13 protein-coding genes are annotated in these 14,114 nt (G+C 66.5%); 9 read left to right on the top strand and 4 right to left on the bottom strand.

All coding sequences use genetic code 11. The annotated features are described in order from the left end of the window. Positions 1 to 302: 302 nt before the first annotated feature. From SOM18_RS03900 to SOM18_RS03885, 4 genes are all read right to left on the bottom strand, one after another. A complete protein-coding gene (locus tag SOM18_RS03900) occupies positions 303 to 1,199 on the bottom strand; it encodes a glycosidase (protein WP_320481306.1) in 897 nt (298 codons plus the stop codon). Next, positions 1,196 to 1,963: an SDR family NAD(P)-dependent oxidoreductase gene (locus SOM18_RS03895; protein ID WP_031441286.1), complete on the bottom strand. Its 768-nt coding sequence runs from the start codon at positions 1,961 to 1,963 to the stop codon at positions 1,196 to 1,198. The genes SOM18_RS03900 and SOM18_RS03895 overlap by 4 nt, the downstream gene beginning before the upstream one ends. 362 nt (positions 1,964 to 2,325) lie before the next feature. Continuing rightward, entirely contained in the window at positions 2,326 to 2,841 is a 516-nt protein-coding gene (locus tag SOM18_RS03890) for a hypothetical protein (RefSeq protein WP_152555518.1), read from the bottom strand. Between the two features lie 249 nt (positions 2,842 to 3,090). After that, entirely contained in the window at positions 3,091 to 3,903 is an 813-nt protein-coding gene (locus SOM18_RS03885) for a hypothetical protein (RefSeq protein WP_031441288.1), read from the bottom strand. Between the two features lie 105 nt (positions 3,904 to 4,008). On the opposite strand from SOM18_RS03885, the gene SOM18_RS03880 reads away from it, so the two are divergent. From SOM18_RS03880 to SOM18_RS03840, 9 genes are all read left to right on the top strand, one after another. Further along, the gene (locus SOM18_RS03880) at positions 4,009 to 4,767 is read left to right on the top strand and encodes a DUF4129 domain-containing protein (protein WP_320481305.1); all 759 of its coding nucleotides are present in this window, start codon (positions 4,009 to 4,011) and stop codon (positions 4,765 to 4,767) included. Further along, entirely contained in the window at positions 4,764 to 5,978 is a 1,215-nt protein-coding gene (locus SOM18_RS03875) for a hypothetical protein (RefSeq protein ID WP_320481304.1), read from the top strand. Before SOM18_RS03880 ends, SOM18_RS03875 begins: the two co-directional genes overlap by 4 nt. Continuing rightward, a complete protein-coding gene (locus tag SOM18_RS03870; RefSeq protein ID WP_183936660.1) occupies positions 5,975 to 6,931 on the top strand; it encodes an AAA family ATPase in 957 nt (318 codons plus the stop codon). Before SOM18_RS03875 ends, SOM18_RS03870 begins: the two co-directional genes overlap by 4 nt. Then, positions 6,928 to 8,238: a DUF58 domain-containing protein gene (locus SOM18_RS03865; RefSeq protein ID WP_031441492.1), complete on the top strand. Its 1,311-nt coding sequence runs from the start codon at positions 6,928 to 6,930 to the stop codon at positions 8,236 to 8,238. Before SOM18_RS03870 ends, SOM18_RS03865 begins: the two co-directional genes overlap by 4 nt. Beyond that, entirely contained in the window at positions 8,235 to 9,257 is a 1,023-nt protein-coding gene (locus SOM18_RS03860; protein WP_031441491.1) for a stage II sporulation protein M, read from the top strand. Before SOM18_RS03865 ends, SOM18_RS03860 begins: the two co-directional genes overlap by 4 nt. Further along, positions 9,235 to 10,101, top strand: a complete 867-nt coding sequence (locus SOM18_RS03855) for an RDD family protein (protein ID WP_031441490.1) — start codon at positions 9,235 to 9,237, stop codon at positions 10,099 to 10,101. Before SOM18_RS03860 ends, SOM18_RS03855 begins: the two co-directional genes overlap by 23 nt. 445 nt (positions 10,102 to 10,546) lie before the next feature. Next, positions 10,547 to 12,856 carry a VIT domain-containing protein gene (locus SOM18_RS03850; protein WP_031441489.1) on the top strand — a complete coding sequence of 770 codons (2,310 nt, stop codon included), beginning with the start codon at positions 10,547 to 10,549 and terminating at the stop codon, positions 12,854 to 12,856. Next, positions 12,811 to 13,602 (top strand): exosortase/archaeosortase family protein, encoded by a 792-nt coding sequence (locus SOM18_RS03845; protein WP_320481303.1) that lies wholly within the window; start codon positions 12,811 to 12,813, stop codon positions 13,600 to 13,602. The genes SOM18_RS03850 and SOM18_RS03845 overlap by 46 nt, the downstream gene beginning before the upstream one ends. Next, the gene (locus SOM18_RS03840) at positions 13,599 to 14,099 is read left to right on the top strand and encodes a hypothetical protein (protein WP_042467533.1); all 501 of its coding nucleotides are present in this window, start codon (positions 13,599 to 13,601) and stop codon (positions 14,097 to 14,099) included. The genes SOM18_RS03845 and SOM18_RS03840 overlap by 4 nt, the downstream gene beginning before the upstream one ends. Positions 14,100 to 14,114 lie beyond the last annotated feature (15 nt).

Genomic DNA, 14,114 nt, shown 5'->3' with positions numbered 1-14,114 from the left:
AGCGATCACTACGCTCGCGGGAGGGTAGAGAAGCCCTCCGCCGCTGCGGCAGTATTTCCCGGGGGGCGGACGTCCGTACTTATGCTCACGTCTCGGCATACCTACGTCCGCTCTCGCCCAAAGCCGGACGGCTCATTCAAGCCATCAGCGGCCCTCATCGCTCGGCCTGGCTTCTGCTACTGCGGAGATCGACATGAATGAATGTTCGGAAGTCGAGAAGCGCGTAGGGGGCGTTCAACGACTGCTTCTGGGTCATTGCAGACGACGCAGAGTCGCAATCTACATTTACCGCTTCCAATTTTTTAACCGCCATATCGCCTGATTAACGCCCGCCGTAGCATCCGGTCTTCCAGCGAGTAGTACAGCGCGATCCGGTCGCCCTCCGCCACGCTCGACGCGGCAAACGCGATGTCGGTGGCCTCGCGGGTCAGCGCTGGTGGCGGCACGAGCAGCGGCTCGAGCCCACGCCCCGTCACCCGCGCGAAATCCGTACTGAAGCTGATCCAGCCGATCCGCCAGCGCGCGTCGTGCGTCGCGCCGTTGTAGAACATCACCGGATCTTGCCCCGCCGACTGCCAGATAGGCCCAGTCGACAGATGCCAATTGTCCCAGCTGTCCTCGCGGATGCCGAAAGGGTCGGGGAGGACAGTCCAAGGACCCTTCGGGGTCGGCCCGCCCGCCACGCCGATCCGCGACGCGCCCTTTGCCGCATATTCGTAAAATAGGCGCCAATCTCCGGTCGCAGTCTGTGCGAGCGTCGCTTCCTTGATATTGCCTTCGCCGGGTGGTGCCTTCAGCACCAGATCTTCCTTGACCAGCGCGGTCAGGTCGGGCCCCGCAGCTAAAATCATGCATCCCTGCGCGCGCGCAGCGTCCACGCCAGTATAATAGACGAGATATTCGTCGCCGGCCACGAGCACGGTTGGATCCTCGCATCCGCCCATGTCCTCAGCACCCGGCCCGGGTGTGATTGCGAGCCCCGGATCCATAGTGAAGGCCAGCCCGTCGCGGCTCTCTCCGCGCGCAATGATACCGGTCGGATCGCAGGGCCCGAGCGGATGCGGCACGCCGCGAACCATGATCCGGTAGAGATTGCCTTCCCTCCAGACGAACGGGCTCATCATGTCCATGCCGTCGATCACAGACGTAGCGGAGATAGTTACCGTGTCGAGCTGCTCGACCGCATAGGCGATCGTCATGCGCCTTGCGCCACAGTCAATGACAGCCCGCCGTCGATCGTTACCGTGGTGCCGGTGATATAGTCCGCGGCCGGCGACAGCAGGAAAGCGACCAGCGCCGCGACCTCATCGGGCCGACCGGCGCGCTTCCAAGGGATTGCCGCCTCTTTCGCCGCCAGCTCGTCCGGATGATCCAGTGCGGATTGATTCATCGGCGTAAGGATCATCCCAGGCGCGACGCCATTCACCGCAATGCCCTTCGGCGCGAGCTCTAGTGCAAGCGTGGCCGTCAACTGCGACAGGCCACCCTTGGCTGAGTCGTAATCGACGCCGCCCGGTCGCGGCGCGCGTTCGTGAATCGACGATATGTTGACGATCCGCCCCGTCGCGTTCTTTGCCTCGAGCGCGCGCACCATTCGTCGGCAGGTAAGTAACGGACCGTAGAGATCGGAACGGATGACCCGGTCGAACTGCGTAAGTTCCATGTCAACGAGCATCACGCCGCTCATGTTCAATCCGGCCGAATTGACCAGCAGGCTGACCATGCCGAACGTTTTTTCGGCCTCCGCGAACAGTCGTTCGACCGCGGCTTCATCACTGACATCAACTTGCACCGCGATCGCGCGGTTGGACCCACCGATCGAGGTGCAGACCGCGTGCGCCGCGGCGGCATCCCTCAAATAGGTGATCACAACGCGGGCCCCGGCGTCGCCCAACACCTTGGCGCAGGCCGCGCCAATGCCGGATTCACCGCCGGTGACGATAGCAATCTGATTGTCGAACATGGTCATCACCGCTGAACCTGCGGCGTGACCTCGAGTTGCATGAATTCGCTGCCATAAAGTACCCTTCGCCTGCGCGGCGGGAGCGCGAGTATTTCAAACTGGGTAACTCGGGTTCTGGACGCCCACTTATCGCCGATGAATGGACGTCCGGTTTCATGAAGGGGCGATTGACCTGTGACTGACCGGGACTTGGTCTGGCAGGAAGCCGTAGGGCAGGGGGTAATCACCCATTTGCTGCCGTTCGATCATAGTCGTGGCGCGCCGAGAAGTAGAGGCTAGGCAGACCATCTCAACCGGCATCCGCGTCTATGCGACGAAGACCGTTCAACGGCTTCTTGTCAGAGGTCTGTTCGTAGATCAGGTCAGCTGGTCTTTTTAAAGACCTGCTTATAGACGATCGGCGTAGAAAGCAGTGGACTGATGATGGTGGTATTCTCCACCAAATCCTGGCCGACAGTATGGTATTTTGAGGTTCGCTCGCTGTCGTCGCCGCGGAATGTCAGAGCGACGGTTCCACCATCAGCTTTTACCGATACATCGAAAACAAGCTCCGGGATGAGCTTCCAAGTGATCGGATCTCCGCCTATCCAAACTACGATAGGTGTTTTGGCATCATAGGCGAGGCCGACTCGACCTCCTCCGGTGGAAATTCTAATCCTATTCACCGCAATGGACTTGCGGAGCCTCATCCGAACACGAGGGCGCTTGTCGTCGGAAATGGTGGCGGTAGCGCTATCGATCACTTTGAAAGCGTTGTCACTTTGCGCAGTGTCCAGTTCATAGATGCCCGAAACCACAGCTTGCGCCGGGCTCGCTGAGCCTGAGGTAGAACTCAACATGGCAACTGCTATCGCCGCCAATAAAGTATGATGACGCATCACACGCTCCTCGAATTTTCCTGCTCGTGGGTACGGGGGTAGCGACGATGCGGGTGAGCGCATAGGTGCTACCTTAACTATCGGATCGAAGGACTTACTTCCCCATCACGACATTCGGCAGTGGATAGCCGGGCTTCAAAATCGGTCATTCGCAAAGATGAACCAGCGTCTGAAGTTGGGATGCGAGGGAAGGGGCGTGAACGTCTGGTTCTGGGTCTTCGTTCGCAAACAGTCACCGCAATGCTGAAGTCAGGCGAAGATGTCGGCGAGCCGATTGGCGTCGGGGCCTTCTTTCCAGTCGCGCAATTCGATGAAAAGCGAGGCGCCGACCGTGGTGAACCAGGTCAGTACGACGGTCGTGACGATCGATTGCAGCAGCTGGACGACGAACGAGGGCTGGGTCGGCACCGGCATCTGGACCTGACCCCCGCCGGTGAGGGCACCCAGCGAGCCATAGCCTGCCACGCTCCCGACCCCGATCGCGATCGAGGCGAGCATGTAGATGACGAAGGCCAACAGCAAGATTCCGAACACGTGCCACCGCGCGCCCTTGGTCAAGGCACGGCTGCGGCCGAAAGCGCCGAACACGCCCGGACGCTCCGCGACGATCGCGGGCAGTGCTACCGACCACATGACGGCGAGCATGATACCCGGCACGACGAGGAATATCGTGCCGACCCATAGGCCGAGCAGCATCAGCACATAGACCGCGAACAGCGGCAGGCACCGCAACACGCCGACCTGCAGCATCTCGCGCGGGTTAGCCGGTCGTCCCTCGTCATGCGCAACCGCCGCCTGGATCAGTGCCCCGCTGGCGATCAGCCACAGCCAGCCGACGATGAGTCCGTAGACTCCGGCCAGCGCATATTGCCCTTGCTGGAAATTCTGGAACACCGCTGCGCCGAGGCCGATCTGGCCGAGCAGGAGCGACGGCAGCGCGACCAGGGCAAAGCAGGTGCCGAGCGTCGCCAGCGGATTGGCCTTGATGACGTTCGCGCTGCGCCCGAACACGTTGCCCACGGAAATCCCGTGGCTCCGCTCGGCGATCGTGTGGCTGGCCATTGTTGTTCCCCCAAGTCCCTGTCGATGATGGTGGCGAGCGAACGTCGCGCTGTCCAGTTGGATCATGCCGGATGAGACGCGAGAGGCGAATGGCAGATTGCACCGGTGGCCGATCCGGCTAAGTCGGGTCTGGGGACGGCTTATCATCGCTGGGAGGGTATCATCGGGGCTTCGGGACACGATCCGGCGGCGGGGGCCGATCGACTGGCTGCGGCGCATGCCGCGCTGAGGGCGGACCCGTCGATCCAGTTCGGTCTGACCCGCCCGCCGCCGCTGCCCAAGCCGCCGGCATGGCTGGAAACGCTAGGACGCTGGCTCGCCGATCTGTTCAGGCCGATCGGGCGGCTGTTGCTCTGGCTGGCGAACCTGATGCCCGACGCCCCCTATGCCCGCATCCTGCTGTGGACCCTGCTTGCCGGAATCGCGGCGGCGGTGGTCTGGATGGTGGTCGAACGCATCCGGTCGGGCGAATGGCGGCTTCCCGCGCGACGACGCGCCGCCGGCCCGGCGTCGGCGGCGGAGAGCGGCGATTGGGTGCCCGACGCGGCACCGGCGCGGGCTTGGTTGCGCGAGGCGGACCGGCTCGCGGGCGAGGGCGGCTATGCCGAGGCCATCCATTATCTGCTGTTCCATTCGATCGACGACATCGCCCGGCGACGTCCGGCGCTGCGGCGACCGTCGCTAACCAGCCGCGAACTCGCGTCCGCGCCGCTGTTGCCGTCCGCGGTCCGTCCGCTGTTCGCGCGCATTGCGGGGCTGGTCGAGCAGAGCCTGTTCGGCGGACGCGGCGTCACTGATGCGGATTGGCAGAGCGCCCGCTCGGCCTATGCCGATCTGGCACTGCCGGGGCGGTGGCACGCATGAGCGCAGTGACAATCGGCGGCGCGAGCCGTGCGGACAGGGTGTTCGCGCCGCTGACGGTGGCGCTGCTGCTGATCATCGGCCTGATCGGGTTCGCGGGGTCGCTGCTTCTGGGGGCCTATGCACCCGACCTGAAATCCGGGCGTAATGCCGGTGCGCATGCGTTGTCGAACGCCGCGACCGGCTATGCCGGTATCGTCGAGCTGGCGCGAGCAACCGGACGCCGCCCCCGCGTGCTGCGGGCGGAGGAAGGCTGGGAGACCGAGGATCTGGTCGTCGCGACGCCCGAGCATGGCACGACCGACATGACCAAGTTCATAATGGCGCGGCGCGGCCGGGCGACGCTGATCGTGCTGCCGAAATGGGTGACAGTCGCGGACGACAAGACGAGCGGCTGGGTGGACGTCAGCGGGGTGCTGCCGTCGTTCGACCCCGCCGGCGTGCTTGCACCCGCTACGGTGGTGACCGTCACGCGGCGCTCGAGCGGCGGGCGCGCGCTGCATGCCGTCAGCTGGGCACCGGCGTCGCTTGCGGCGTCGGCGCCGCGGCCGCTGCAGGCGATGACCTCGGCGGCGCTGATACCCCTGATCACCGACGAGGCGGGCCGCGTCGTGCTGGGGCAGGTCCGTGGCAGCAACACGTACATTCTCGCGGACCCCGATCTGCTAAACAATCACGGCATCCGCCGGCTGGACCGTGCCCGGGCGGCGCTCGACCTGCTCGATTTCGTCAATGCCACCGGCGCGCGCGGTATCGCGTTCGACGTGACGCTGAACGGCCTCGGCCAGTCGCGCAGCCCGTTGAAGCTCGCCTTCGAGCCGCCATTCCTCGCGATGACGCTGGCGATCCTCGCGGCGTTGGCGCTGGTCGGATGGCAGGCGCTGGTCCGCTTCGGCGCGGCACGCCCGCCGCCGCGCGCGATCGCGTTCGGCAAGACCGCGTTGATCGACAACAGCGCGATGATCGTCCGCAAGGCGGGGCGCGAGGGCATGCTGGGCGGGCGCTACGCCGCGCTGATCCGCGAGCGGGCGCGGACGATCTTCGGCGTTCCCGTTCGGCTGACGGACGAGGACGCGGACCGCTATCTCGACAATCTTGGGGGCGCGACGCGGTTCAGCACGCTGATCGCCGACGCATCGTGCGCCACACATCGCACCGACATGCTGGCAGCCGCGCAAGCGCTGCACCGATGGCAACAGGAGAAGACACAGTGACGGTAGAAGAGGTTAAGGCACTCGGGCAGGCGATCCGGGCCGAGATCGGCAAGGCCGTGATCGGGCACGACGCGACCGTCGACCTGTTGCTGGTCGCGCTGTTCGCGGGCGGGCACATCCTGCTGGAAGGGCCGCCGGGTACCGCCAAGACGTTGCTCGCCCACGCGTTCGCCAGAACGGTCGGGCTGGAGTTCGGTCGTATCCAGTTCACTCCCGACCTTATGCCGGGCGATATCATCGGTGCGAACCTGTTCAACTTCCAGACGTCGACCTTCACGCTGACGCGAGGGCCGATCTTCACCGAATTGCTGCTCGCGGACGAGATCAACCGCACCTCGCCCAAGACCCAGGCGGCGCTGCTAGAGGCGATGCAGGAGCGCACCGTCACGATCGACGGCGAGAGCCTGGCGCTGAGCGACCGCTTCACCGTCGTCGCGACGCAGAACCCGATCGAGCAGCAGGGCGTCTATCCGCTGCCCGAGGCGCAGCTCGACCGGTTCCTGTTCAAGCAGACGGTGTCTTATCCGACCGCGGAGGAGGAGCGGCGGATCGTCGCCGACCATGGCGCTCGGTCGGCGGCGATGTCGCCGGCGGACTGGGGGATCGAGGCGCGGGCCGACGCAGCGACGATTGATGCAGCGGTCAGGACGGTCGCGAACGTGCGGCTGGTGGACGAGGTCATCGACTATATCGTCGCGCTGGTCCGCGGCACGCGCGATGTGGCCGACCTGGAAAGCGGCGCCTCGCCGCGTGCGGGCGCGATGCTGGCGGGGGCCGCGCGGGCGCGCGCGGCGCTGGACGGCCGCGATTTCGTGATACCCGACGACGTGAAGACGCTGGCGCCCGCGTTGCTGCGCCACCGGTTGATCCTGTCGCCCGCGGCGGAGATCGGCGGGCGCGCGATCGAGGATGTCGTCGCGCAGATCATCGAGACGATCGAGGCCCCGCGTTGATCTATCCGACCCGCATGGCGGTGCTGGCGGCGGCGATCGGAGTCCCGGTCACGCTGCTGGTCGCGATGCTGTTTCCGGCGACCTGGTATGCGGGTCTCGGCTGGCCGCTCGCCGTCCTGACGCTCGTCGTTGCCGATGCGGTGCTGGGGCGTGCGCAGGCGAGTGCCGTGCTGGCGCTGCCGCGATCGACGGCGGTCGGGGTTGCCCTGAGCGTGCCGATCGAGATCGGGATCGCGGCGCGGCGGGCCGTGAGTGCAGCGCAAGTCGCCCTCGCGCCCGATCCGCTGCTAGCGTTCGCCGACGCCGCGCCCCTTGACGTTGCGCTGGCGGCGGGCCGGGGAGCCGGGACGATCGCCATGACGCCGCTGCGCCGCGGCACGGCGCGGTTCGGCACGATCTGGGTGCGCTGGGCGGGGCCGCTCGGTCTGGCGTGGCGCCAGGCGCGGATCGACGGGGACCGGAGCTTGCCGATCCTGCCCGATATCGAGGCGGTGCGGCGGCAGGGCGCGCAGCTGTTCCAGCGCCATGCGGTGCAGGGCCTGCTGGCGCAAAGCGACCGCGGCGACGGCACCGATTTCGACGCGCTGGTCGAGTTCCGATCGGGTGTGGACCGGCGTGCGATCGACTGGAAACAGTCCGCCCGGCACAGGAAGCTCTATGCCAAGGAATACCGGACCGAACGTAACAGCCAGATCGTCTTCGCGATCGATTCCGGTCGGCAGATGTCGGAACCCGTCGGCGGTATCCCGCGTCTCGATCGCGCGGTCTCGGCGGCGCTGTTGACCGGGTGGCTCGCCTTGAAGATTGGCGACCGCGTCGCGCTGCACGCGTTCGATTCGCGCCCGCGTATCGCTAGCGGCTTCATCGGCGGGGCGGGGGCGCTGGGCGAACTCCAGCATCTTGCCGCGCGCATCGACTACAGCGGCGACGAGACCAACTATACCTTTGCGCTGACCACGCTGGCGGCGCGGCTGACGCGGCGGTCGATGATCGTGCTGTTCACCGAATTCACCGATCCGATCTCCGCCGACTTCATGGTGCAGGCGGTCGCGCGGCTGCTCAAGACGCATCTCATGCTGATCGTCGTCCTGCGCGACGACGAACTGGAGACGATCGTCGATCGCGCGCCCGAACAGCCCGCCGACGTGACCCGCGCGGTGACCGCCGCGGCGTTGCTGCGCGACCGGCGGCTGGTGCTGCTGCGCCTGCGCCGCCTGGGCGTCCATGTGATCGAGAGTCCGTACGACCAGGTCGCCGAACGGCTGGTCGAAGGCTATGTCGATCTCAAGCGGAGGAGCCTGTTGTGAGCGCGTTCGTCGATATCGCACCGCCGCTGCTCAACGCCAGCCGCTTCCGCGCCGCGCACGAACAGGACTGGACGCGACTGGAGTCGCTGCTCGGCCGGATCGAGAAGCGCTCGGTCCGCGTGCTGTCCGACGATGACCTGCTGGCGCTGCCGCTGCTGTACCGGTCCACGCTGTCGTCGCTGTCGGTCGCGCGCGAGACGTCGCTCGACCGCGCGCTGGTCGCCTATCTCGAGCAATTGTGCGCGCGCGCCTACTTCCAGCTCTACGGCGTGTCGGATTCGGCTTGGCGGGATCTCGGGCGCTTCTTCACCAGGGGATGGCCGACTGCGGTCGCTACGCTGTGGCGCGAGACTCTGGTCATGGCGTTCCTGACGGTCGCGGGCGCGGTCGCGGCCTACATGCTGGTCCGGGCCGATCCGACCTGGTTCGCAAGCCTCGTCCCCCCCGGGATGGCGGGCGGGCGCGATCCGAGCGCGTCGGTGGCAGCGCTGCGTGCGACGCTGTACCAGAGCAAGGACGACGGGCTGGGCGTGTTCGCGAGCTTCCTGTTCGGCCATAACGCCCAAATCGCGATCTTCGCCTTCGCGCTCGGTTTCGCCTTCGTTGTGCCGACCGCGCTGCTGATCTTCTACAACGGGCTGATGCTCGGCGCGATGGTCGCGGTGTTCGCGGCCAAGGGGCTGGGTCCGAACTTCTTGGCCTGGCTGGCAATCCACGGCACGACCGAATTGTTCGCGGTCATGATCGCGGGCGCGGCCGGGATGCGCATCGGCACCGCCATCGCGTTTCCCGGCGGGCAGGAACGGATGGAGGCGGTGGTCGCCGCCGGCCGCACCGCCGCGATCGCCACGGCAGGCGTGGTGCTGATGCTCGCGATCGCAGCGGTGCTGGAGGGCGTCGGTCGTCAGGTGGTGACCGGCGACGGTGCGCGCGCGGGGATCGGCGCGGCGATGCTCGCTGCGTGGCTGATCTATTATTGCGGCATGGGGAGGCGTCATGCGCACCGCTCGGCAGACTAAGGCACCCGTGGCCCGGCGCCGCAGCTTCGTCACGCCCGAAGGTGTCGACCTGCAGCTGGAACTGGGCGGGGCGGGGACGCGCGCTGCGGCGTTCCTGATCGACATGCTCCTGATGCTGGTCGTGCTGATCGCCGTGACGTTCGCCTTATCCGCACTGGATCACGCCACCCGCGCGGATATCGCCGAGATCCTGTGGCTGATCGGCGCATTCGTGTTGCGCAACGGCTGGTTCGTCCTGTTCGAGATGGGTGGGCGCGGCGCGACCCCGGGCAAGCGCGTGATGAAGCTGCGCGTAGTCGCGCGTGACGGCGCGCGGCTGACCGCGGGCGCCGTGCTCGCGCGCAACGCGATGCGCGAGATCGAGGTGTTCCTGCCGCTCTCGTTCCTCGGCGCGCACGCGGCGATGGGAACCGCGGATGCGTTCCTGACGATCTTCGCGTTGTTGTGGAGCGGCATCTTCCTGTTCTTCCCGCTGTTCAACCGCGACCGGTTGCGGATCGGGGATCTGGTCGCGGGAACCTGGGTGGTGCAGACCGCCGTCCGCACGCTGGCGGCCGATCTCGCATCGGCCGGCGGTCGGCCGCGACACGTCTTTTCCGAAGCGGCGCTGGCGCTGTACGGCATCTACGAATTGCAGGCGCTGGAAGACGTGATCCGTGGCGGCGACGATCTTGCCCGGATCACCGTCGCGGCGGCGATCCGGCGCAAGGCGGGGCTCCCCGACGATCGTGACGACGACGGCTTCCTCGCCGATTATTACGCCGCTCTCTGTGCTAGGTTGGAGGGCGGACTACTGGTGGGCCGACGCCGCCTCGACAAGCTCAGCGCCGTAAGCCAACCGTAGTTCGGACCGCGCGGTGATTGATAAAAACTGCGACCGCTGCCTAGAAGCTCTTGAGGCACTCTTATCTATTTTCGAGGCGCCGAAAGCGGGTGCCGCAAGACGACAAGAGGTCGGCCCAGGACCTGTAGAAATGTGCAATCCTCGCAGCACCCTAGAGCGCTGGACTGCGGCTTTCTGTGCGCGGCGGACTTACCTTCGTGATGAACAAATGGCGTAAGTTGAGTTGGTTAAGTGCGGCAGTAGTGGCCATCTCGCAATGGCGGCGGTCCCGCGAAACGCTCCTGCCTTGCTATCATACCCAGGTCAGATCGGGGGGCCTCACTCAAGTCGCTACCTAACTCCGCGTCTGCACCGTTCCTGCACATCTTTTCCCGAAAGTCTTCACGGAGTCATCATCTCGGCTGGGCATCGTTGCGGCAAACGGCTCCCGAAGGAGCCATTCGCCATGTCGTATCCCGACCATTCCCGCCCGGGCACAGGCGCACTTGTCGTCGCTAGTATCTTTCCCGCCATCGTGATCCTGATCGAACTGGTGACGGGGATCTGTGCCGGTGCGTTCTTCGATCCGGTGCCGACGATCGGCCATGTCGTCCTCATCTCCCTGGTACCGATCGTCAACTTTCTGCTCTGGCGCGCACTGCGGACGGAGGATACGGCGCCTGTGTGGTTGGTGATCGTCGGCGGCGTGAGTATCGCGGTGGCGGCGAGCTATAGTCTCTTGTTTCTGCCGATGCTGCCCTTCGCGTTCATCGCGATCATTCTCGTCGGTATCGGCTTGTTGCCGTTCGCCCCGCTCGCGGGACTAGTTTTTGCGGTTCGTTGGACGGGTGAAACGGCGGCATCGCGCGACTGCGGCGGCCGAATCGCTGTCGGCGGTGTCGCGTTGGGCGTGGTCGCGCTGCTGCTGGTCGATCTGCCCGCCACGATCACGCAGGTCGCCCTGGATCGCTATGACGGGAGCGTCCAGCGGCGGCGGAGCGCGGTGGCGCTCATGCGCGCCCTCGGCGACCGCGACATGCTGCTCCGCCAATCCTATGGCGATAGCGCACGTGCGAGCGGCGTCGCGAGCTTCCTCGTGTCCGCCTGGACCAACGGGGTGTTCTGGAACGAACAGCGCCGGACCGACGCGGCGCGCGAGCTTTATTACCGAGTGACGGGGAAGGCATTCAACGCCGCTGCGCGGCCGGGGTACGCCGTCGGCGATCGGACGAGGCTGTTCGCGTGGGACGATGACCAGGGCGGCGAGGCGGTCGGCGGGCGCGTGCCGGATCTGGCACTGGCGGGATCGCGTATCGACGGCGCGGTCGCCGCACGCGACAGTCTCGCCTATCTCGAATGGACGATCGACTTGGCCAACCGGGGCGACATACAGCGCGAGGCGCGTTTCAACATTGCGCTGCCGGAGGGGGCAGTCGCGTCGCGCGCGACCTTGTGGATCAACGGCGAGCCGCGCGAGGCGAGCATCGCCGGCCGCGGCGAGACGCGGGCTGCGTACAGGAAGGTGGTCAGCGCGTCGCGCGATCCCCTGCTGGTGACGACCGATGGCGCGCAACGTTTGCTTGTACAGGTCTTTCCGATCCAGCCGCGTGCGTCGATGCGGCTTAGGATCGGCGTGACCGCGCCGTTCGCGATCCGGCCGGACGGGCGCCGGACGCTGGCTTTGCCGACCATGGTCGAGCGCAATTTCGATCTCGACGCCGACCTGCGACACGCCATCTGGATCGAGGGGGACAGGGCGGCGCGCACGGCGCTGAACGATGCGGCTTTGCTTACCGGGCGAGTTCGCCTGACATTGCCCCCGGTGACGGTGCCATTGACGACGTTCGGCAGCATGGCGATGCAAGGCAAGGCTGCAGCTGTGTCGGTCGAGCAGCGGATCGTGCGGGAAACCTCATCACGCGGCCCGGTAATGCTGGTCGTAGACAGCGCAGCGGACATGGCGGCCATCGCCACCGCGCTGCCGGCTGCGTTGGAGGCGATTGCTCCCGGGCGTGTCGTCGGGCTGGTCGTCGCTGGCGACGAGCCCGGCTTCGTTATGCCGCGTCCCTGGTCGCGCGAGCAGGCTGCGGAGGTGCGCGCGGTGCTGGCGGGTATGAGCTTCCGGGGAGGACAGGACGACCGTGCCGGGCTTGCGGTTGCGCTTCAGGCGATGCCACGTGCCGATGCCACGCTGCTGTGGCTGCACGGTGCGCAGCCTATCCGGTTCACTTCGCCCGAGCCGGCGCTGGAGCAAGCGCTCGAGCGGCTTCCCGCGCTGCCGCGATTGGTCCGGTATCAGGTCGCACCAGGACGAGCGATGACGCTCGCCGGAAACCGCTGGTTTGACACGGCGCGATTGCCCTCCCCGAGCGGCGATGCAACGGCGGATCTCCGCATAATCCTAGCCGATGTTGGCGGGAATGCGCCGCGCTGGACGGTCGCGAGGACCGCGCTCGCTCGCGCTGCAATTACGGGGGCGCCGCATATCGTGCGGCTCTGGGCAGCCGAGCGATTAGCGGGGATGGGCGGCAGTCGGGGCAAAGCACGCGAGGGCGCAATAAGCCTCGCGCATCGGGTCAACGTGATCACGCCCGTCAGCGGCGCTGTCGTCCTCGAGACCGTTCACGACTATACCGCGAACGGGCTGCCGGTCCCCGATCCTGACGCGGTGCCTACGGTGCCCGAGCCGGAAACCTGGGCGCTCTTGATCCTGACGGCGCTGGCCGGCGCATGGCTGGTCAAACGACAGCGCGACTTGCGGGCGGTGGCGGCGTGATCCCCGCGCGGATCGCCGCCGTGATCGTCGCGGGCGGCGGTTGGCACGGCCTGTCCTTGCTGGCCGGTCGCGCCGACGGCGTCGGGCTCGCGACAACACTGGCGCTGCTCGCCGCGCTCGGCTGGGCGCTGGTCCACGCAACGCACGAAGTTCGAGCCGATGGGGTGGTCGCCGTGCTGGTCGCCAGCGCCGCTGCGGCTCTGACCAGCGTGGCGCTGATCGAGATCGGCGTGGTTGTCGCCGGGCTGAGCTGGAGCGCGATGCCGCGGTTGCGATGGCCGGTGCTGGCGCTGGCGCTGCTGGCGGTGCCGATCCTGCCGACGCTCGACATATTGGTCGCCGGACCGCTGCGCCGTGTCTCCGCGCTCCTGACAGCGGGGTTGCTAAGGATGAACGGGATCGGCGTCACGCTTGAGGGCGTCGCGCTAGAATGGCATGGCCGCGAACTACTGTTCGACGGGCCGTGCAGTGGTGTGCGGATGCTGTGGGCGCTCCTTGTTCTGGCGAGCCTCGTAGGAGCGATCGTTCGGGCCCCGCCGCTCCGTTTCGCCTTGCTGCTGGCGGGCGCTGTTGCGGTCGCGATCACGGGCAACACATTGCGTGCCGCAAGCCTGTTCTATGTCGAGAGCGGTTTCATCCCGATGCTGCACGGCCCGGTAGTCCATGAGGCGGTGGGACTTGCCGCGTTCGCGTTCGTTGCAGGCACTGCCGTTTTGCTACTCACCCGCCGAAGGATGTCGCTATGAAGCGTGCGATCGCGCTCGCGCTGGCGACTGTGTTCGCCGCTGGGGCACCGCTGGTGCCACAGCGCGCCTTGTTGCTGCCGCCGCTGACGCCATGGCCGACGCGGTTCGAGGGGCGCGCGCTCGTACGTCTTCCGACAGGGCCCGGCGACGCGATGCTCGCGCGGGACTTTCCCGGCCATGTCGCGCGGTTCGGCGACGGGCAGCGGCAGATCGTGCTACGTCAGGTCGCCCGTGCGACACGGCTGCTCCACCCGCCGCGCGACTGTTTCGCCGCGTTGGGCTACGCGATTGCGCCGCTGCCCATGCGCACCGTAGTTGGTGGCCGATCTTCCTGTTTTGGTGCGCAACGAGGCGGCGTACGCTTGAAGGTCTGCGAACATATCCGCGCCGCGAACGGGACCACTTATTCGGATGTGCCGAGCTGGTATTGGCCGGCGCTCACCGGCGACAGCGTGGGGCCCTGGCTTGCAGTCATGACAGTGGAGCGCGTCAGTTGACGCCGGCCACCGGAA

Origin of the sequence: Sphingomonas sp. CFBP9019 (assembly GCF_034045155.1) — a bacterium.
GTDB classification, from domain to species: domain Bacteria; phylum Pseudomonadota; class Alphaproteobacteria; order Sphingomonadales; family Sphingomonadaceae; genus Sphingomonas; species Sphingomonas aerolata.
This window is presented reverse-complemented; position numbering and strand designations above follow the sequence as displayed.